Origin of the sequence: Microcoleus asticus IPMA8 (assembly GCF_013179805.1) — a bacterium.
In the GTDB taxonomy this organism is placed as follows: Bacteria; Cyanobacteriota; Cyanobacteriia; order Cyanobacteriales; family Microcoleaceae; genus Microcoleus; species Microcoleus asticus.
Map to the genome: position 1 here is coordinate 89,575 of NZ_SRRZ01000002.1, position 21,962 is coordinate 111,536.

Here is a 21,962-nt window from a genome sequence, read left to right on the forward strand (position 1 = left end):
ACTATGATATAATTTAAAGTCTGTGTGTAACTCAAGCCGCTCGCCCAATCTCCCAATCGCCCCTCAGCAGCCGTTCTCAAAAAAATCAAATTTAGGAAAAAAAATTAAGGCAGAACTCTACATATAGAGCCAATAGCACCAGAGCTACTGCTATCAGTAGCGTTTCCAGCTTGTACCCGCCTAAATTTTAAAATTAAGTAGAAATTTGCACCTCGTAATTTTTAGCTGAAAGGATTAGCATATAAGGGTGACAGAACATTATCATCCCCTAAACTCATTAAAAAGTGGCCATTGGTTCAAGCTGATCTGTGGGGCGAGCTTTCAACACCTGCCTGCTGTACGGAATCTCACCTTGGCTTACACCTTAGCAGGCGCTGACTGTATCGATGTCGCGGCAGATCCCGCCGCCGTCACCGCAGCGAAAGAAGCCCTACAAGTGGCCAGCGAATTACAGGCAAGAACTCACAACCGCAGGTTTGGCGGCAAAGGGTTGCCGTTGCTGATGGTGAGTTTAAATGATGGGGAAGACCCGCATTTTCGCAAAGCCGAATTCAACCCAGCCGATTGTCCGGCGGACTGCTGGCGGCCGTGCGAAAAAATATGTCCAGCCGAAGCAATCGTTTTTCAGAGTGCTGGCAGTGGTTTTTCCGGGGTGATAGACCAGCAGTGCTATGGCTGCGGTCGCTGTCTGCCGATTTGTCCGAGCCAACTAATTTATACTCGTTCTTACGTGTCTGCTCCCGCCGCGATCGCACCTTTAATCTTGCAATCCGGTGCGGACGCCCTAGAAATCCACACGCAAGTAGGCAGAGAGGCAGATTTTGGGCGACTTTGGTCGAGCATAGCTCCCTGGGTCGATCAACTCAAGGTAATAGCAATTAGTTGCCCCGATGGAGACGGTTTGATTGATTATTTGCGGACACTCTATCAAATAATTTCCCCCCTTCCTTGTCCCCTAATTTGGCAAACCGACGGTAGGCCGATGAGCGGAGATATCGGAACAGGAACTACTAGAGCCGCGGTCAAACTCGGTCAAAAAGTTTTGGCGGCCCAGTTGCCGGGATACGTGCAACTTGCAGGCGGCACTAATGCTCACACTGTCAGCAAGCTGAGAGCCGGCGGACTGCTGTTGGATGGCGGGAAAAATTTGTCAGTTCCCCCTGTCCCATACATTGCAGGTGTAGCTTACGGCAGCTATGCCAGGGTTTTGCTGTCGCCAATTTTAGAACAATTAGAAACAATGCAGACCGATCGAGCCTGTGCCGTTCCGGTGGCAGTCGCGCGGCCAGCAGCCGGAGTTCAAACATCTCCGCTACCTCAGCTCGAAGCCGTCCCAGAACTTCTCTCGGAGGCCGTGAGTTTAGCTCGTTCTCTAGTTTCCCAGCTCAAAGAATTTTAGTCAGTAGTCATTAGTCAGTAGTCATTAGTTACAAGTAAAAAACAACTGGCAACTGGCAACTGACAACTGTTAACTGACAACTGACTAAAAAGTTGAAAACGTCACCGAACACATCGAGGCGAATGCAGATTACAGACGACCTCAACAGATTATTAGACATCGTGCCAGATGAGATCCGGCAGCCTTTAGAGCAGCACCCGCAGCGCAACAATCTCATTGAGATTGTTATGGATTTGGGCCGCCGACCAGAAGCTCGTTTTCCATCCTTGGCCGAACCTCTTTCCCAAACACCGATTACCAAAGCACACCTCAACTATTGCATCGAGCGAGTCGGCCACTTCGGCGGCGACAATCGAGCCGGTATCGAGCAAACCCTGCACCGAATTAGCGCCCTTCGCAACCGCAGCGGCGAGATTATCGGCTTGACTTTGAGGGTGGGCCGCGCTGTGTTTGGGACGATCGGCATAATCCGCGATTTGGTGGAAACCGGTCAGTCAATTTTGATGCTCGGCCGCCCCGGAGTGGGCAAAACCACGGCCCTGCGAGAAATTGCCCGCGTGCTCGCCGATGACTTGGAAAAACGGGTGGTAATTATCGACACCTCCAACGAAATCGCCGGAGATGGAGATATCCCGCACCCGGCGATCGGCAGAGCTCGCAGAATGCAAGTTTCCCGTCCCGAACTCCAGCACCAAGTCATGATCGAAGCAGTGGAAAACCATATGCCGGAAGTGATCGTGATTGATGAAATCGGCACGGAACTCGAAGCTTTGGCGGCTCGGACGATCGCCGAAAGGGGCGTGCAGTTGGTCGGTACCGCCCACGGGAACCGGCTCGAAAACTTGATGAAAAACCCGACTCTGGCAGATTTAATTGGGGGCATCCAAGCGGTGACGCTGGGAGATGACGAAGCAAGGCGCCGCGGTTCTCAAAAGACGGTTTTGGAGCGCAAAGCACCGCCCACTTTTGAAATTGCCGTTGAAATGCTGGAACGCCAGCGCTGGGTAATACACGAGCGAGTTGCAGATTCGATCGACACTCTGCTGCGGGGACGCGAACCGAACCAGCAAATCAGAAGCGTCAGCGAGACTGGAGAGGTAATTATCGAGCGCGAGTCGGCCGCTCCGCCCGCCCGGTTTCCAGGGATAACAGCTTCGAGCGGCCCGGCTGCGGTATCGGCAATCCGGCCGGTCACACCGATCTCTGGGTGGCGGAGTGCTGGCAAAATGGTGCCGATGCCCGCTCCCAGCGAGAACTTGGCTGTTAAAAGCGCGCCGGTTGCTGAGACTCGGTATTTCGAGCAACTGCTCGAAGAATCCCTATCCGTCGAGCCGGTACCTAAGCCCGGACGCTATTCCCATAATGTCGGCCCTAACGGCGAAGATTTGCCCCTCCACGTTTATCCTTACGGAATAGCTCGCCACCAGCTCGAACAGGTGATTTCGACGCTGAACCTGCCGGTGCTGCTGACGAAGGATATTGAGAGTGCTGACGTGGTTTTGGCTTTGCGATCGAACGTTCGGAACCAGTCGAAATTGAGGCACTTGGCCAAAACTCGCCAAGTTCCCCTGCACACAATTAAGGCCGGCACTATTCCCCACGTAGCGAGAGCTTTGCGGCGCCTGTTGGACATGGATGACCCGGGCACCCCGGAAGTGGCAGACCTCGCCTTATTCGCCCGCAGCGGTTCTTCTGACGAGCTCGAAGCTCTCGAAGAAACCCGCTTGGCAGTCGAGCAAATTGTCATTCCCAAGGGACAGCCGGTGGAACTCCTGCCCCGTTCTCCCAACGTCCGCAAAATGCAGCACGAACTTGTGGAACACTATCACCTGAAATCCCACAGTTTTGGGGAAGAACCCAACCGCCGCCTGCGCATTTATCCAGCTTAAAGTTGGAGATTGGTGCCTTTGAAAGCAGAAGGTAGAAGGCAAACGGCCGAATTTTTTCCTGGCTTCTGTTTTCTACCTTTTGCCTTTGATATCATGCCCGCTAAATTGACGATAATTTTTGTTGGGGAGATTAACGCCCGATCTTTAAAAGGGGCAGCCGCTAAGCGTCTACTCGCCCCGACCCGAATCGTGGGGTCGATCGACCGGACATGATATTATTTGCGTAGGTATCTTTTTTGTAAGTGCGATCGGCTCAAATGCCTAGCCAATCCCCCATTACCAATTCCAGATAATAGCAGATTATATCTGAACACATTTAGCAGGGTTGATATGAATGATGCACAAATTAACTTATTTATTCAATTAATTACGGCGCACACGGGTTTACAAATTCGCCCGCAAGATCGATCGGGTTTATGTCAAAAACTTTTGACTCGGATGAAAGCTGTAAAAATAGCCTTTCCCGAGAAGTATTATCAAATGTTAGCCGATCCGAGTCTGGAAAGTCAAAGCGAATGGCGAGAACTCGCGTTGCTGCTGACAACCAACGAAAGTTATTTCATGCGGGACAAAGGACAGTTTTCGCTTCTGGAAAAAGTTATTTTCCCTGAATTGATAGCTCGTAAAATAAAATTGCACGAGACATTGGGAATTAAGCCAACACTTCGAGTCTGGAGTGCCGGCTGCTCGACAGGTGAAGAACCTTATTCTTTAGTTATCATTTTAAAACAGCTAATTCCTGATTGGGAAAAATGGGATATTTTAGTTTTAGGTACAGATATCAATCAAGAAGTAATAGAAAAAGCACAGCGAGGAATTTACAGCCTTTGGTCGTTTCGCTTGGTTGATTCGGAACTGCAAACGCGGTATTTCGAGAGGCTGAAAATCGATTGGAAAATCGACCGTAATTTGCGCAAATTAGTTAGCTTTAGCTGTGTAAATTTAGTAACAGATAATTTTCCTAATATTTACACAGATATTAATAACATGGATTTGATCCTGTGCAGAAATGTTTTTGTTTATTTTGAAGATCGATATATTTCACAGGTCTTGAGAAAGTTTGCCAAGACGCTGAGACCTGGAGGATATTTAATGACTGGTCACGCTGAAGTTCACAATCACGTGATGCACGATTTTCAACCAAAGGTTTTCCCGGAGTCGGTTGTTTATCAAGCCAAGAATGTCCTAGGGGAGGAACCAGGTAAAATAGAGTCTTGGACTGCATCAGCATCCAAGGCAAAATCGGCACTTGGGGAATCGGGAAAGGGAGGGGGAGTTGACGGCGACAGCGGTCAGTTGCTACCGAGGCGAACCCTGCTAGCTAGTGTTGCTAACGGCAATCTTGGGGATATCGGCTCGCTGTTAACAGCAGATACAGGGTTGGTAAATACGCTGGGAACTCCCTATGTGGAGGGAGGTTTGGCGCGTAAGGATGAGGCATTTTCACATCCTATTGTAGAAAAAAACTCGCAAAAAACTTATTTAATGCTAATTTTAGAAGCACAAAAATGCTTGAAAAATAAAGATTATACTGAGGCAATTGACAATGCAAAACAGGCGTTATCTCTGCAATCTCAGACTTTTGATGCAAATTATTTGTTGGCTAGAATTTATGCAAATTTAGGTCAGTATTCTCCGGCGATAGAACACTGCAAGCGAGCTAGCAAAGCAGATGCTATGTCAGTATTTCCTTATTATTTGCAAGCTCACATTGCGGAAGAACAGGGCGATTTGGAAAAAGCTAAATTATTCTTGAAAAAAACTATTTATCTTTGCCCATTTTTTGTTTTAGCTTATTTAGAACTCGGGAATATATACCATAAAGAAGGTAACCTAAATATAGGTATTAAAATGTACAACTCATCTTGCGATCTACTCAAAAAACTACCGCCCGATACTCCGATCGATCAGGAGGGAAAAATGACAGCGAGTCAAGTATTGATGGATGTTAAAAAAAAATTGGTAAAATTGTACAGCCAACAAAAGTGACCCGCCGGGACAAGCTAAAAACCCGGTTTCTTTGTAGATGCCTCGCTGCCCAACCCAATAGAATAGTAGAAACGGGGTTTTTTTTTCGCAAGTCCTAGTAAATAAACTCTCAGGGAAAATATGGAAACTAAGCCGTATCTTATATTTAAACAGAACGGTTTGCTCTACGGTGTAGAAGTCGGCTGCGTTCGGGAAATTTTCTTTCTGCCGGAGTTTACACCCATTGCCGAAGCGCCTCAAGATATTGTCGGGGCGATCGATCTTAGGGGCGAAATTCTCCCCGTGATGGATCTGAATCTCCGTTTGGGATATCTCTGGCAAAAATATTGTTTGACAGATAGCGCGATCGTCATAGAATGGCAAGGATTTCGAGTTGCCATCATTGTCAATGAAGTTAGCGAAGTTAAGTATATCCCCCAAGAGGCAATAACTCCGCAGCTATCTTACGGGGGAGACAAGGCAGGGGCGTCGCATCGTTTTTTAGCTGGATTTGCCCGCTGTGAAGGCGATATTATCATGCTGCTCAATCTCGATCGTTTAATTCGATATTCTCCCGACAAAACAGAGTCAGAAATGCCAGTTTTTGCAAGCGGTGCAGGCTCTTGGGCGACAGCAGGCAAGGTAGATGGCACAAATTTGGCGTTAGAAATAGAGCCAAAATTGTTAGCGGAAGATGCTACAGTTTTGAGCCAGCCTCAGGTTTTTTGTCCGAATGCTACGCCGGAAGAAAAGGCGATTTTTCGAGAGCGAGCTGACAATTTGAGGCTATTGGGCGATCGCGAAAATTCTGCGGAAATTAATCTGTCGCTGGTTGTGGTTGTTTTGAACGGCGAATACTTTGGTATTAATCTAAAGATAGTGCGCGAATTTACTCAGATTAACCAAGTAACTCCGGTTCCTTGTACTCCCGATCACATTATTGGAAATATGAATTTGCGCGGCGAGATTCTGACGCTAGTGGATATTCGGAATGTTTTAAATATGTCGGCCGATACACAATCCCTATCTAAGGCGATCGTTGTTGAAATTGAAGATTTGGTCGTTGGTATAGCTGTTGACGAAATCTTAGATATTATATATTTGAATGTGGCAGAGCTTGCGACTATTCCCGCTGCCCTAAATTCGGCTAACCGCGAATATCTTCGGGGTACTGCTTTTTATGAAGAAAAAATTATCGCTGTTCTCAACTTGCGTAAACTGCTGACAAAAGGGGGAGTTGTTGTTGATGAGGAGGTTTGAAAAAAATGTTATACTAAATCCGTTTTTAAACTTCCGCCCAGAGAACCAATGTTATACCATGTTAGGTTTTGCTCAAAATGGTGCAAAAGATCAGTTTAAAACAATATTTTATATCACAGCCGGCAAATTACTTACAATCTGTCATTGCGTTTCATGTCGCGTAGCGAAACGCAACGCAGTGAAGTGAAGAAATCGCTCTTATCTGAGACTGTTTTTCTCTGTTGTTGCAACCGCCGCGCAGCCGACAAGTATTTAGAGGGAGATGATTTTACCCGCGAATCAGGGTCGCGCCTGCACAAACGATGTCCACGCACCCCAAAGCTAAAGAAAACAGGGTAATAGAACAGAGCTATGATACTATTTTCTAATGTTACTGTACGGCATCGATCCTAGAAATCGCCGATTAATTTTTTTTGCCAACGCGGGACTCCCAACCACTATTGCATCGTCACAGCATTACTAAAAGAAATGCTATCTTAATTTCAGGAAAAAAGATGTTTGCTAAAATAAACAATTTAAAAATTAGAAACAAGGTGCTGCTCGGATATCTAGCGCCAGCAGCTATATACTTAGGGTTTCCCGTAGTAGTTATAGCTACTACAAATCAGGTTTTTAAAACTTTCCAAGAAACGGAAAGGGTACAGCAGGTAGTCGGAGAAACAACTAATATATCCCTAGGTGCTGAGCAAATGGTACGGGGGCTACGCGGGTATTTAATTAATAATAAAAATCAGGAGTTTTTAACGGATTTTCGCGCAGGTGCAGAGTTGGCTCGGCAGTCGGCGAATAATGTAGAGCCGACCGTTAAAGATCGGGAACAGAGAATGCGTTTGCACAGGATGCGAGAGCTAGTCAACCAATATTATGAGGGTTCTAACGAAGACATTGTTCGCTTATTGGAGCAAAATCAGACAGCGAAAGCCACCGCTGTATTTAATACAGGCAAGTACACAAATTTTGTGAATAACTTTTTGAAAGTGAACCGGGAATTTCGGGAAACAGAATTCAATCTGGTTAAGCAAAAAACGCAAATGACTAAGGAAGCTTTAAAATTTTTGGTATCGACGCTGGTGGTTGGTTCGGTGCTGTTATTGCTGTTTGGTACGGGTCTTGCTTGGCTGATTTCGTCAGGAATTGTTGGAACTATAGATCGCGCAATTAGTTCGATAGCCAGTTCTTCCACTGAGATTGCAGCAACAGTTGAAGAACAGGAACGCATGGCAAGCCAGCAAGCAGCTTCAGTCAATCAAACTACTACGACGATGGACGAATTGGGCGCATCTTCTAGAGCGACTTCACAGCAGATAGAAATTGCCGCATCTCAAGCAATGCAAGCTTTAAGTTTAGCTGGCATAGGTACAAAAGCTGTCGAAGAAACTTTAAAAGCAATGGCAACCCTGAAAACTAAAGTGCAAAATATGCAAGGGCAAATTATGCAGTTGAGCGAGCAAGCCGATCGCATTGGCAATATCTCAACTTTAGTTAGCGATTTGGCAACTCAAACTAATATGTTAGCGCTAAATGCTGCGGTGGAAGCTGTACGGGCGGGCGAACACGGCAAAGGGTTCGGCGTTGTGGCATCAGAAATTCGGAAACTTGCCGATCGCAGTAAAAAATCTGCCGCGCAAATTAATCTGTTAGTTGCTGATATTCAGAAAGCGATTAATTTAACGGTAATGGTGACAGACGAAGGAACTAAAACTGTAGAAGCTGGGGTGAATATTGCATCAGAAACCACTGCGGCATTTGCCGGAGTGGCTAATGCAATTAACAACGTGGTTTTGAGTTCTCAGCAAATTTCGCTGAATGCCAAACAGCAAGCGCTCGCGATCGAACAAGTGGTGGAAGCGATGAACTCTCTCAACCAAGGAGCGGCACAAACGGCTTGCGGTATTGCTCAAACTAAAGTCGGCACTCAAAAATTGAATGAAGCTGCTTTAGATTTAAAAGCAGTTGTTTAGAATAGTTATCAGTTATGATAGTTTCCCAAAAAAATGCAGCGGTAGGCAAGCTCCCAGCCCCGATACTCATTAGTCATTTCCAAATCTCAAATCTCAAATCTCAAATAGTATAAGTTATCTGTTATGAATTTATGATAAAAAAAATTAACAACTGGTCTTTAAGAATTAAAGCGATTGTTTTTGCGATCGCCCTCAGTACAATCCCAGTTCTATTGACAGGAGCCATGACTTATTTATTTGCCAGCGAGAACATGACTAACTACGTAATTAAGTACCAAGAATTACGGGCGATCGCTACAGCAAATGAAGTCAGCAACTTTCTTTTTGAACGCTACCTAGACGTTAATGAACTAGCTAATTTAGCTATACTGAACGACCCCAGAGTCAGCAAAAAAACATCAACCAGTCAAAAACAAGCTCTGTTAGATAAATATATAAATGGAGGGGAAGGCTACGACAGTATTGCAGTCGCAGACCTCCAGGGGAATACTATTTTGCAATCGAGCGGAGAACCGATTACAGATTTCGGAAAACGCGACTATTTTCAAAAAGTAACTAAAACTAATCTTCCTACTGTTGTTCAGCCCAGGAAGTCATTTATCAATGGCAAATACGCCATTTTTGCAGCGGCGCCAGTTGTCGATATCAATACAGGAAAAACTATCGCCGTCATCAGAACTCGCACGCCTACAACTTATTTAGACCAGGGTTTTTACGAAAACACAGATAAATTAATCAGATACTCGGAGGAATTTCAAAAAGAGGAATACCATTTGATTGACGGCAATGGCAAGTTTTTTTCAGCAACAGAAACTGATGATGTGAGCAGAGATGCACGGTCAGCATTTAATGTTTTTGCCAAATTGCAAGCCGAAAAAAAGATTAACAGTGCGATCGATATCGATCGCATTGATGGAGCTAAGCAACTGATTACTTATGCTCCTATTGAAAATTTAAAAAATATGCCCGAATTGGGTTGGAGCGTGATTATTGCCAACGATACAAAAAATGTATTTGCTCCCCAAGAAGATATGCTGTATGCTCTGATTGCTGGAGTTGGAATGACGGCTGCTATTGTTAGCGTTATCGCCACTTTTTTGGCTAGTCGAACTACTGGCTCGGTTAATGAAATTGTGCGGGCGATCGCCTCTTCTTCCTCGCAAATTGGTGTTACCGTGGAACAGCAGGAACGCATCGCCAGCCAACAACTATATGCTGTCCATCGAACTGCTACTACAATGGATGAATTGGGGGAATCAAGCAAAGCTTGTGCCTCACAAGCCGAAGCGGCTGCTTTCGGGGCCTCACAGGCCCTTAAACTCACAGCAGGAGGCAGTCAAGCTGTAGACAATACCTTGAAAGAAATGGCAACTTTGACAGAAACGGTAGGAGCAATTAAAAAGCAAATTTTGCGTTTAAGCGAGCAAACTGATCGCATTGGCAATATCTCCAGTTTAGTCAGCGATTTAGCAAACCAAACAAATATGCTTGCCCTCAACGCTGCTGTCGAAGCAGTGAGAGCAGGTGAAAGCGGCAAAGGATTTGCTGTTGTTGCCAGCGAGATTCGCAAATTAGCCGATCGGAGCCAGGAATCTGCTAGCAAGATTAATGCTTTAGTTGCAGACATCCAGAAAGCGATTATTTCAACAGAAACGGTGATGGATAATGGCACAAAAACTGTAGAAAATGGAGTAAGAATTGCCAGAAAAACTGCTGACGCATTTGCTGGGGTGGCAGAATCGATTGAGCGCATTGTTTTGAACAGCAAACAAATTTCTTGTACTGCAATAAACCAGGCGATCGCCATTGAGGATGTAGTTGAAGTTGTCAACTCTCTTAACCTCGCTGCCCAGGAAACTGCCACCGGAATTTCTCAAGTCAAACTCGGCATTTCTAAACTCAACCAAGCAGCCCAAAATTTAAAAGCAGTAGTTTAGTCAGATGTTGGAAGATGTTCGACAAAAAATGTAACGGATAGAAGAAAGAATTACCAATAACCGATTACCACTTCTAGATTACCGATTACCACTTCTCAATTAGCGATGACCCATTACCGAAAGATATATATGATTGAAGATGAAGAACTCCGAGATGTATTTAAAATCGCTAGTCAAGAACACTTGCAGAAACTAGACGATGGATTGCTGTACTTGGAACAACACCCGAGGGACACAGCTAAGTTAGAAGAATTGCTGCGAGAAACTCATTCTCTTAAAGGCGATGCTGGAATGCTGGGAGTAAAAGATGTAGCATCTTTAGCTCACCAAATAGAGCATATTTTGGGAGGTGTCAAGCGGGGAGAAACTCAACTAAATCTAGATATTAGCGATCGACTTTCGCAAGGTTTAGACGCCATGCGCAAACTCGTTAACGAAGCCGTCACGGGCCAAGATTCCGGCGTCAATACATTTTACGTGCTCGCTAGCATGATGGGTGCTTCTAACAAGCCCCAGTTAGTCCCCCCGACAGCAGAGCCAGCATCTTCACAAGTACCGGAACAAGAATTAGTAAAAATGCAATTTACTGATTCGGAAACGCCGCCACCAGAAACAAACAGTGAAACTTCTTTCGCCACTGATTTATATAATAATTTCTCTTTGTTGACGCTACCATCCGAGCAAGAATTGCTGCAGCAAGCTCAAAACTTGCCTGCCGCTTCTGGGCCCGCTGCTGCATCGGCTTCTTCATCGGCTTCTCAACCCACTGTTAACGGTTCCTTTAGTTCGTCTTACCGCATTGAAACAATTCGCGTTGCTACCCAAAATCTAGACGATTTAATGACTCAAGCAGGGGAACTTACTGTTACCAAAACTCGGCTAGTACACCGACTTGCTGCTCTCGGAAAGCTGACCGCTTTGTGGGAAGATTGGAGCCGAGAAGCTTTAAAAAATCGGTTGGCTCTTAATCAGATAGAAGCTGAGGAAACTGGGTTTCAACAAAACGCGGTCGTCATGCAGTTACATAGTTATTGCCAGCGGACTGAAGAGCATTTAGAATGTCTGGGAGATCTAGTAAATCATTTGAACAATCGAGTTGATGAAGATACTGCCAGACTCGAATTAATTGCTGAGGAATTAGGCTCAGGAATTCGCACTCTCAGACTGCTGCCTTTGTCTACTATTTTTAATCTATTTCCCCGAGCGGTTAGAGACTTGGCGAAACGGGAAGGAAAAGAAGTTGAATTAGTCATCGAAGGTGGAGAAATTCTAGTTGATAAACGCATTTTAGAAGAAATGAAAGACCCTTTGATGCACATGATTCGGAATGCGATCGACCACGGCATCGAGACTGCCGCTGGACGCGAAAAGCTCGGCAAACCTCCCGCCGGAACTCTCCGAATTAAAGGCTACCATACTGCTAGTAATATTATTATTGAAGTTGCTGATGATGGCCAGGGTCTGAATCTCGATCGCATTAAACAAACTGCTCTCAAACGCAACATCTGCACGCCGGAAGCACTCGCCATCATGACAGAAAGCCAAATTCAATCCCTGATTTTTTCTCCTGGTTTTTCCACCAGAACATTTGTTACTGAAATCTCGGGTCGGGGAGTGGGTTTAGATGTAGTTAAGACTAATGTTGAAGCACTAAAAGGCAGCATTCAAGTTGAATCTGTATCAGGAAAAGGATGCAGCTTACGGCTCCTACTCAGCACGTCTATAGCTACTGCTAATATATTAATTTTTGCGGTTGAAAATCTTGCTTACGGGCTGCCAATTGAGTTTGTGGAAACGGCAAAAATGGTTGCTTATTCTGATGTTTTTACCGTGGAAGGTAAGGCAACTATACTTGCCAATGGTCAGCCCATATCAGTTGCTTATTTGGCAGATATACTAGAATTAAACAAGAGAGCATGGCTTCCGAAAAATCGGGAGTGGACACAGGAAAGCGGGATAGATATCAACAGAAAAGTAGAGGGATTCTCCCTGAATTCAAATTCACCGAAAATGTCTTGTATTGTTCTGAAAGTTGGGGAGGAAAGATTGGGATTATTTATAGATGCTTTGATTGAGGCACAGGATGTGGTGATTAAACCTCAAAGTCAATTGCTGAAACGGGTGCGAAATGTTTCAGGTGCAACGATTCTCGGGACGGGGGAAGTTTGTATGGTACTCAATCCCCACGATTTGATAAAATCTGTACGCCAGCAAGTTTCGCCGCGTGGGGTTTCTGGTGGGCGATCGCCTATTGAGACGGTCAGCCGAAAACAAGTTATACTTTTAGCAGAAGACTCGATCGCTACCCGCACTCAAGAAAAGCGTATCCTGGAAGGCGCGGGTTACGAAGTTGTGACAGCGGTAGACGGATTGGATGCTTTCCATAAATTAAAAACTCGCTACTTTGATGCAGTGATTTCTGACGTGCAAATGCCAAATTTAGACGGTTTGGCGCTGACTGTTAAGATTCGAGAGCAAAAAGAATACAGTGAGTTGCCGATAATTTTAGTGACATCTTTGGCGTCGGATGAAGATAGAAAAAGAGGGGCTGATGCCGGGGCAAATGCTTATATTCCTAAAGGTACGTTCAATCAAGATGTGCTGGTAGAGACACTAAAAAGGTTAGTTTAACCATTAGTCATTAGTCATTAGTCATTAGTCATTAGTTATTAGCCATTTGTTATTGACTACCTATTAGCAATGCCCAATGCTCAGTCTCCAGTGCGCAATTCCCAGTGCATCGAAGCCCAATTTACCATTCCCAATTTACCAATAAACTGATGTTATCGCCCATTAAATTATTGTTAGTTGAAGATTCTCCAGTAGTTACGATCGTCCTCAAACGAATTTTTGATTCCTCGCCCGAAATCCAAGTTGTAGGAACCGCTTCCAACGGATTAAAAGCACTGGAATTAATACCTAAACTTCACCCAGAAGTAATCTGTACTGATTTGAACATGGCACCAATGAACGGGTTAGAATTCACGAAAGAAGTAATGAAGAAATATCCGCTACCAATTTTAGTAATTAGTGCTTCAGTGCAAGCGGATGATACTCAAAATGTATTTCAAGTGTTAAATGCTGGTGCATTGGATGTTTTTCCGAAACCGATTGGCGGGTCGGTATCAGATTACGCTCGCATGGCCAATCAATTAATAGCTAAAGTTAAAATACTCTCAGGAGTTAAAGTATTTACACGGCATCAAAGAATGGTGCAAAAAGAAGATAATAACAAAATTGTAAAAATCAACCAAGTACCAGTTTCTAATTACAAATTTTCCAACGAAAATGTTAAATCTTCAACTATTAAAGTCTTGGCTATAGGGGCTTCTACAGGGGGGCCTCAAGCACTGTACGCTATTATTTCTAAGCTTCCGGCTAATTTTCCAGTGCCTGTAATTTGCGTTCAGCACATCAGTGAAGGTTTTTTGAAAGGATTAGTTGATTGGCTGGCTTGTGAATCTAAACTGCCGGTAAAAATAGCGGGTTTGGGGGAATTACCGCAAGCTGGTATTGTTTACTTTCCGCCAGAAAAACGTCATTTAGAATTGGATTCTCAAGGGCGATTTATTTATTCTCAAGCTGAGCACGTCGCGGGACACTGCCCCTCAATAACGGTAACATTTAAGTCAGTTGCTAAAGTTTACGGTCGGGCTGCGGCGGGTGTTTTGCTGACAGGAATGGGTAGAGATGGTGCTGAGGGAATGTTGGCGATCGCCCAACTCGGCGGCTTGACAATTGCTCAAGATGAAGCTAGTTGCGTTGTTTTCGGAATGCCGAAAGAAGCGATCGCCCTCTGTGCGGCCCAATATATTCTACCTGTCAGCGCGATCGCTCCTCTACTCCTGACAAAATTAAAAATTTAGGACTAACCCCCCAAATAGTGCAGAATACCCCGCCCCCCGACGGGTTAAAGAAGCCGGGGTTATAAAGGACGATCGCCACTTTTTAGTTCATTAATTACTCAAAACTGAACTTTTTTTTCTAAGTCTGATTATTTGATTTTAATAAACTTACCAATTACCTCGCGCAATTTATCAGCATCAAACGGCTTAGTTAAATACTCGGTTGCTCCCGCCAAACGCCCCTGTACCTTATCAAAGGCTCCATCTCGCGCTGTCAGCATTACGATCGGCAAATTCTGAAACTGAGGCAAGCTGCGCACTGTGCGGCAGAGTTCCAACCCGTCAATCCCAGGCATCGAAACATCGAGCAACAAAACCGAAATTTGTTCGTGATAAATCGTTGATAAAGCATCCACTGCATTGTCGGTTACGAGAACTCTAAACTCTTTGCTTAAAGCCTGTTTAACAAGTCCTTGCATCACGACGCTATCATCAACTGCCAAAATAGTTGGTACTTGACTATTACTTGCACACATATTTTTCTCCCTGTTTATTTATAGTTCTTGAAAATACAAAACATAATTCCCCCCGTCATTTTTTGAGAGTTGCCTCTGGGTAATAATTCCCAACCCCGTTGGAGCGTTAGTAGAAACCTTACCCCTGTTTTTTTTACCTAAAACTCGAAAAAAGGGATTGGGAGAGTGGTCGATCGGGGATTACAAAAGTTGCCAAATGTGCATCCCAGCCCATAAACCCTAGACGGTCGAGTTTGACCAACTATTGTTACAAATTTTAACATATTAGCAATCTTTTGTAGTTCATCTCCTAAGTGTAGTTGAACAGCAGGCTGCGGCACAGCTCGGTAAAGGACATTGGTATTGTGGCACAAGCCAATGATTTAAATCTACCAGCAAGCCCCCTACCCACGATTAAACAAGTCTGTTAAAATGTAATTAAACTGATTAAAAAATTCTAGATAAGCAATCGCCATATATTTTGGAAAGCTGCTTCCTCCCAACAGAGGCTTTTAGATTTAGAGAGCCGGAGGTATTCAAAAGCAGAATTCACTGGAAGTATAATTTATACAGTCTTAGATCTGGGGTGATCTAACTCCCATAATTCCAAAGTTTCCCTGTCAGTCAAGAGGTTAGTCTGAGTTCGGCGCAAGCAGCCTGCGCGGGACTTGCGCCCACATTCTCCCAGCACAAAATTCATAGCTTGTTTTTTAAGGGAAGTATTGAGAAGGGCGGTTGCCACCAACTAGACGGGCAGTTACAAATGATAAAAGCACCTTGCCTCTTGGTAAAAAAAGTGTTCAAGCTCCATAACATCGACTTGTATCAGCTTCTTGGCTCTGATCCAGAGGTTTGCTTGGACAATTTGGTCGGTTTGGCAGCCCATATCAGCCGAACTCCTATTGCTTTCTTGAGCTTGATTGACGGTAACCGCCACTGGTTGAAGTCGCAGTTAGGTTTCGATCGAACTTTGGCCGATAGTTACCTGAATTTTTGCGCTCGCGCGCTAGACCGCACTCCCGAAGAGTTCGCCGTCGGCTCAAACTCAAACTCGGAATTTGACCGGGCAATTCCCCTGCAAAAACCGCCAGTTGCTCCCGAATCTGCGATCGAACCCCCTGCAAATTCCTTTAAGGAACCGCCCGCCGCCATTGTCCGAGACGCTTCCACAGACGTGGGATTTGCCGAGCATCCGCTGACCGTTTCCTACCCCTTCGTGAAATTTTACGCCGGAATCCCAGTCGTAACCTCAGATGGGCAGATGCTGGGAGTGCTATCCGTCATGGACTCCGTGCCGAGACACTTGACAAAAGAAACCATAGAAGCTATTAAAGCTTTGAGTCGGCAAGTTGCGAGTTTGGTGGAGCTGCGCTGGCAATTAGTCAAAGCCCAGAAACAGTTGCCAGAAGTAGAAGATATCACCTCTGAGAGCCAGCAAATCTCGCAGTTAGTTCGTCGTGGCTCGAACCGATCCAGGTTCTGTGCGGTACAGACGCCACAGAGCGGCACCAGAATATACCGAACAAAAAAGCTCCCGACGCTCGGAAGAACCGCCAAATCTCAATATTTGTGGGAAACTTCAGCAGGCATCGGGCGCTATCCTGATACCAAAAAAATCCGAGAAATCGTTGCCCGATCGCGGGGCAGCTCCCAGGGCCAACTAAGGGCAGCCTCGCTACAAGATCCATCGCGCTTGGGAGCCCTGCAAGCTAAAGTAGGTGCAGTCCTCGGACAAGGCGGGAAACTATCAGCCATCCTCAACCGCTGCACCGAGGCAATGGTAGAGTACCTCGACGCCACAGCGGCGAGCATCTGGACGTTCAACCCGCAGACTGAGCGGTTAGAATTGCAGGCTAATTCAGGACTCAGCAGCGAAGAGTGGGCAGGGGATAGAGAAGATTGGGTGCGAGCAGAACCGGGAAAACTCCAAACGGCTCCTGTGTGCCTACTGTCGAACCCGTCTCTCTGCGCCATTGCCTATCCGCTGATTGTCGAAGAGCGGCTGGTGGGAGTGATGCTTCTGTGCAGTAGCGCTTTGGCAAGCGACGGAGCGCTAGAAGTTCTGGGCTGCGTGGCTAACGCCATCGCCGTGGCGATCGATCGCCACGCCGCCCGAGAAGAATTGTTGAGCCACCGCGAAGGCCTGCTGTTCGGCCTCGCCAGCCAGATGCGGAATTCCCTCGACCTCGACAAAATTTTAGATACGGCTGTCAACGAAATTCGCAGCTTGTTGCAGGTTGACCAGTGCTACTTTTTGTGGTACTCAATCTCGCGAGACGGGGAGCCAAGCTTTGCGATCACCCACGAGGCGGCAAATCCCGAACTCAAAGAGCGGCTCACAGAATACCCGATCGAACAAGTAACGCTGCTGGCTGAGAAAATTAGCCACCGCCAAACGCTGCGGATTGGCGACGCGGCAACAGCACTCTGCATAGAACCGCCCACGCGAGTTTTTTTGACCAGTCTCGGGATTGTTTCTAACCTGCTGCTGCCGCTCAAGACTCGCTCCGGTCAAATGGGTGCTGTAGTTTGCAACCATTACAGCAGCAGCCGTTCATGGGCGACGAGCGAAGTGGAATTGCTGCAAGCGGTGGTGGATCAACTGGCGATCGCGATCGACCAAGCCGAACTTTACGCCCAAACCCGGGCGGCCGCCTTAGCCGCTCAAACTCAAGCCCGCCAACTGACGGAAACATTGCAGAGTTTGCAGCAGAAAGAAGCTCAGCTCATCCAAAACGAAAAAATGTCCTCTCTCGGTCAAATGGTCGCCGGCGTCGCCCACGAAATTAACAATCCGGTTAATTTTATTTACGGCAACTTGACTTATTGCAAGCAGTACATGAAAAATCTGCTGGATTTGCTGCACTTGTATCAAAAGCACTACCCCGAGCCTTGCCACGAAATTCTCCACAAAAACGAAGAAATCGATGTTGATTTCATAGTTCCGGATTTGCTGAAAATTCTGTCTTCAATAGAGATAGGAACCGAACGCATCAGCAAAATAGTCCTGTCTCTGCGGAACTTCGCGCGCCTTGACGAAGCCGAGATGAAGCCGGTGGACATTCACGAAGGGATTGACAGCACGCTGCTGATTTTGCAGAGCCGCTTGAAGTCAAACGAGCTAATACCGGGAATTGAGGTAATTAAAGACTACGGCGACTTCCCGAAGGTAGAGTGCTATCCCGGACAGCTCAACCAAGTATTTATGAATATTTTGGGGAATGCGATCGACTCTTTGGAAAATCAGCCCGCACCCAAGACGATCAAAATCTCGACTGCGTTGGTGGATCGAGACTCGGAGGCTGGTGAGTCAGGAAAGCCGATCGGTCAAGTTGTGGTGATTCGGATTCAAGACAGCGGGCCGGGATTGGTCGAAAAAGCTAAATGCCACTTGTTTGACCCTTTCTTTACCACTAAACCTGTGGGCAAGGGTACAGGGCTCGGCTTGTCTATCAGCTACCAGATTGTGGTGGAAAAACACGGAGGCAGCTTGAAGTGTATCTCGGAACCTGGACAGGGAGCGGAGTTCTGGATTGAAATCCCGGTAGCTCGCCCCCCTAAGATCAAAGAATAAACCTGCAGGCGATCCGTTTCAAAAACATTTTTTAAATTTTATTGTCAAAATGCTTGACAGATTGCTGTGTTAGAATGTTAAGATAGTGAAGGTTAAGACGTTGGGGCGTCGCCAAGTGGTAAGGCAGCGGGTTTTGGTCCCGCCATTCAGAGGTTCGAATCCTTTCGCCCCAGTTAAATTGTGTCCGGTAAATCAATTATTTAACTGATTGTTGATAGTCAGCGCTTGGCTGACCAGAGAAAAACCACTTTCTAACTACAAACCTAATTAAGACTTGCTGACAGGATATAAGAAACCGGGGTTTCTTGCTGCGGGTTTTGCCTAAAAGCGTAGATTTGTGGTCAAGAAATTGGTTTCTTTGGTCGGGAGTGCCGATTTTTCGCAGAAACCGTTGTTTGTGCGTAATATCACTTCTGACTGCACCGGAATTGTATAGCAGAAGGAAGAAGGAAGAAGGAAGAAGGAAGAAGCAATAAAATCAATCGTTTCAGCCATTAACAACGTCCTAACCGTCTTGGCGGTTGCTATAAAATCGAGTCAACATTCAACACTCATATCAAATCCGGTTGCATTGGAATGATTAAACCGCTCTTGACGCCGAGAAAACAGAGGAAGAGAACAGAGAGACGAATAATTCCGATACTACCGGATTGGATATCAACCATCCTTCAGTTTTTCGACTAACAGTCAACAGTCAACCCGCCCTATTCGATCTCACGGCAAAATGCTGGGGCCGCGAGCGTTTAGCCGATCGAAAACGTATCGAGAAATTGCTGGAAATGCTGTTTCGTCCTTGGCATAAGCCGGAGCGTCTGCGAAAACGACTAAGATATAAATCGCGCGATCGTCTAAAGTTCTGACAAATGCCGCTTCGCTGCGGGATTTGGAAGTATAGCCCACTTTAGAACCAAAATAAATATTAGTTGGTAAAGATTCGCCGAGAAATCCTTGTATCGAGTTGCTAGGGTCATTTTTCCAGGCCTTGGGGTCTAAGTCTCTAGTCAGCAAGTAAGCCATTTTGCGGCTGGCGACGCTAGAAACCGCTTGTCTAGTATAGATTTCATATATTAATCTGGCGGCTTGGTCGGTAGTTACTTGATTGCGAATCGGCTGAGAAGCATCGCCCCGCAATTGCAAGTCGCGACCGATTGGCCCTTCTTGTCTTAAATAGTATATGGGATAATTTTTGGTGCTTATACGAATATCATTGTAGCCTGCTGACTGGAAAAATGTGTTAATTTGAGTGCGCTTTTTCAGCCAGGTTTGCAACTCTTCTCCTGCCAGCCGTCCGCCGGATTTTGTATCGGTGATTTTGTCTAAAAGCTTGCTGGCAGCATCGTTGTTGGAGACGCGAATCATTTGTTCTAGGTCGTCTTTAAAGGCAGATTCTCTTTGGGTAATTAGGCCTTTTTCTATGGCTGAGTAAAAGGCTGCCATCCAAAATAACTTGGCAACGCTAGCGGGAAATCTGAGAGCTTGATTTTGATATCCGGCGAAGGTGTGAGTTTTGGAATTACTGACATCCATTAAGGTAATTGATAGCTGTTCTGCGGGCAGCCCTTTGCTGGTCGCAATGTTCACAGCTTCATCAACAATCCCTTGCAATTCTTGAGAGTAAACTGGACTGGGAGGTGTTTTGATATTGTAGCTGAAGATAGGCTCGCTTTGACGATCGGCTAAATTTTCCGATGTTTGAATTGTCGGTGGCGATAGTGGTTCTTGAGGCGAGATGACCTGTTGAGGCAAAATGACTGGCGGTTCAGGGGGACGGCGAATTCTGAACGGTATTGTGATAATCCAACCGATCGCGATGACCCCAGCAATTAAGCACAGGATGTTACGGTATTTTAAGCGAGAAAATTTCGTCCTGACTCGGCGACGGGATTGGACAGGACGCTGGCTGCTTTGGCGTCGCGACCCGATTGGGCTCACGGGATGGATTGGGCGTCGGGGTTGGATTGGGCGGCGTCGGCGTTCTACTTGCATTACAGTTTTGTGGTATCAGACTCGCACGATCAGTTTATAATAGGGCGGCGTCTAAATGACAAGTGTGTCGATCGAGTCCGCTGTTGCCAATTTTATCTGTCTGCTAGGCTGATTTATAGTTCTAATAATTGTAAAAATTTCAGGATAGCACTCAGTGGAAGCAAAATCCTTTGAAAAACATGAGAAATTTTTGGAGTCTGGCTGTTTTAGGATTTGCGATCGCCTGCGTGAATAATTTTTTGATACCTAATGTTTGGGCATTTCAGTCTCAAGCTGCCGGGGGATATGTTGTCTCGCGACAAACAGAACGACAGGGCGCGGATGTAGTGTCAGAATTGACAGGAGAAAGCGAAAATCGGGAACTGACAAACAACCAAACTGTTTCCAGTTTCCCGAGTATATTTTGGGACTTCAAGAATTTACCTGAAATTTCCTATTCCCAATTGCTGGAAGTGCTGGCGAGACGACCTGACTCCAATAATACGAAAAGAGAAACTGCTGCACAACCCGAAGACATAGCACGTTTTGAAAAGGTTGTACAGTATGCAAAACGACAAAATTTGCACGATCGACCGATCGGAGAAATCGTTCAGGCGATCGCGGATAATTTCCTAGGAAAGCCCTACGCCGAGGGTTTGCTGGACAAATCCGGCGAAGAAAAGTTGATTGTAACGTTGAATAAATTTGATTGCGTTTTGTTTGTAGAAACCGTTTTGGCGATCGCCAGGGGCGTAGCAGTACAAGATTACGACTATCAAAATTTTGTCAATCGCATAGAAGAACAGCGGTATTTAAACGGTAAAATCAACGGTTATTGCAGCAGATTGCATTATTTTTCCGAATGGATTAACGACAATCAAAAACGGCAAACAGTGGAAAATATCACCGCTGAATTAGGCGGAGTGCCCATGAATAAAACACTAAATTTTATGAGCCAGCACCGCAGCAGTTACCCGCAAATGGTCAAAGACGAAGCAACTTATCAGTGCATTGTCAGCCAAGAAGCAGACTTAGCCAAAACGACTGTTAATTACATCCCGACAAATCGGATAAAAAGTGTTTATTCTCAGTTAAAACCGGGGGATATTGTAGCGGTAGCGACGGAGGTTAAAGGATTGGATGTCACCCACACGGGTTTAGTCTACCGCAATGCTGACGGCAATATGGGTTTAATTCACGCTTCGCCGGCTGGGGAGGTGACAGTTGCTTACGACTTGCAGAGATATATTAGGAGAGGCGAAAGTGCGATCGGCATTGTAGTCGCTAGGGCGAAAACACCTCATTAACCCTCTTTTGTCACTCTCGTGGTAGTATAATCCGTGACACACCCCAAAAGCATTGCCAGTCCTATGGTAGAGCCTCGTCAACCACTACCCACAGTCAAATTTATAGATGAATACTGTCAAATTTACCAAAACATATTTCCAGAAGTTAGGAGCTTTGAAGCTTTTAAGTACTTACATGTCCGTATGATATCGGACATAAAACGGCTCTCCTGAGTTTATGGTGATATTTTTATCTAATTAGAGAAGCAAGCTATAGCGTTTCTCAGAAAGATGAGGTACAATAACAGCAGTGAGTAAACCAATTCCTCATATCGGATAATGTAACTTGATTGAAGGCAAACT

General features: G+C 45.7%; 13 protein-coding genes, 1 tRNA gene and 1 pseudogene. 13 read left to right on the plus strand and 2 right to left on the minus strand.

Annotated elements, in window-relative coordinates; genetic code table 11:
• Positions 1–247 precede the first annotated feature (247 nt).
• The 8 genes from ldpA (at position 248) to cheB (ending at position 14,280) form a co-directional block, all read left to right on the plus strand.
• Positions 248–1,399, plus strand: coding sequence for a circadian clock protein LdpA (ldpA, locus tag E5S67_RS01155; RefSeq protein WP_172184642.1), 1,152 nt, complete (start codon positions 248–250; stop codon positions 1,397–1,399).
• A 122-nt stretch (positions 1,400–1,521) separates the two neighbouring features.
• Positions 1,522–3,288, plus strand: a complete 1,767-nt coding sequence (locus tag E5S67_RS01160; RefSeq protein WP_172184643.1) for a R3H domain-containing nucleic acid-binding protein — start codon at positions 1,522–1,524, stop codon at positions 3,286–3,288.
• A gap of 330 nt (positions 3,289–3,618) precedes the next feature.
• Positions 3,619–5,277, plus strand: a complete 1,659-nt coding sequence (locus tag E5S67_RS01165) for a CheR family methyltransferase (protein ID WP_172184645.1) — start codon at positions 3,619–3,621, stop codon at positions 5,275–5,277.
• A 120-nt stretch (positions 5,278–5,397) separates the two neighbouring features.
• Positions 5,398–6,516 carry a chemotaxis protein CheW gene (locus E5S67_RS01170; RefSeq protein ID WP_172184647.1) on the plus strand — a complete coding sequence of 373 codons (1,119 nt, stop codon included), beginning with the start codon at positions 5,398–5,400 and terminating at the stop codon, positions 6,514–6,516.
• A gap of 494 nt (positions 6,517–7,010) precedes the next feature.
• Positions 7,011–8,477 (plus strand): methyl-accepting chemotaxis protein, encoded by a 1,467-nt coding sequence (locus E5S67_RS01175; RefSeq protein ID WP_172184649.1) that lies wholly within the window; start codon positions 7,011–7,013, stop codon positions 8,475–8,477.
• Between the two features lie 131 nt (positions 8,478–8,608).
• The gene (locus E5S67_RS01180; protein WP_172184651.1) at positions 8,609–10,414 is read left to right on the plus strand and encodes a methyl-accepting chemotaxis protein; all 1,806 of its coding nucleotides are present in this window, start codon (positions 8,609–8,611) and stop codon (positions 10,412–10,414) included.
• 129 nt (positions 10,415–10,543) lie between these two features.
• Positions 10,544–13,045 carry a hybrid sensor histidine kinase/response regulator gene (locus E5S67_RS01185; protein ID WP_172184653.1) on the plus strand — a complete coding sequence of 834 codons (2,502 nt, stop codon included), beginning with the start codon at positions 10,544–10,546 and terminating at the stop codon, positions 13,043–13,045.
• A 149-nt stretch (positions 13,046–13,194) separates the two neighbouring features.
• The gene (gene cheB / locus E5S67_RS01190; protein WP_172184655.1) at positions 13,195–14,280 is read left to right on the plus strand and encodes a chemotaxis-specific protein-glutamate methyltransferase CheB; all 1,086 of its coding nucleotides are present in this window, start codon (positions 13,195–13,197) and stop codon (positions 14,278–14,280) included.
• Between the two features lie 128 nt (positions 14,281–14,408).
• Here the strand turns inward: cheB and E5S67_RS01195 are convergent, their stop codons facing one another.
• Complete coding sequence (locus E5S67_RS01195; protein WP_172184656.1) at positions 14,409–14,795, minus strand: response regulator; 387 nt, start codon at positions 14,793–14,795, stop codon at positions 14,409–14,411.
• 835 nt (positions 14,796–15,630) lie between these two features.
• Between E5S67_RS01195 and E5S67_RS01200 the strand changes: the two genes are divergently transcribed.
• From E5S67_RS01200 to E5S67_RS01210, 3 genes are all read left to right on the plus strand, one after another.
• Entirely contained in the window at positions 15,631–18,348 is a 2,718-nt protein-coding gene (locus E5S67_RS01200) for a GAF domain-containing protein (protein WP_246276571.1), read from the plus strand.
• Between the two features lie 101 nt (positions 18,349–18,449).
• Positions 18,450–18,521 (plus strand) — tRNA-Gln (locus E5S67_RS01205).
• Positions 18,522–18,665: 144 nt separating this feature from the next.
• Complete coding sequence (locus E5S67_RS01210) at positions 18,666–18,824, plus strand: hypothetical protein (RefSeq protein ID WP_172184658.1); 159 nt, start codon at positions 18,666–18,668, stop codon at positions 18,822–18,824.
• A 238-nt stretch (positions 18,825–19,062) separates the two neighbouring features.
• On the opposite strand, the gene E5S67_RS01215 is transcribed toward E5S67_RS01210, so the two are convergent.
• On the minus strand, positions 19,063–20,334 hold the full coding sequence (locus tag E5S67_RS01215) for a serine hydrolase (RefSeq protein WP_172184659.1): 1,272 nt from the start codon (positions 20,332–20,334) through the stop codon (positions 19,063–19,065).
• Between the two features lie 179 nt (positions 20,335–20,513).
• Between E5S67_RS01215 and E5S67_RS01220 the strand changes: the two genes are divergently transcribed.
• Both E5S67_RS01220 and E5S67_RS01225 read left to right on the plus strand, forming a co-directional pair.
• Positions 20,514–21,620 carry an N-acetylmuramoyl-L-alanine amidase-like domain-containing protein gene (locus tag E5S67_RS01220; RefSeq protein WP_172184660.1) on the plus strand — a complete coding sequence of 369 codons (1,107 nt, stop codon included), beginning with the start codon at positions 20,514–20,516 and terminating at the stop codon, positions 21,618–21,620.
• A 63-nt stretch (positions 21,621–21,683) separates the two neighbouring features.
• Positions 21,684–21,830 (plus strand): annotated as a pseudogene (locus E5S67_RS01225) (IS701 family transposase); the annotation flags it as partial.
• Positions 21,831–21,962 lie beyond the last annotated feature (132 nt).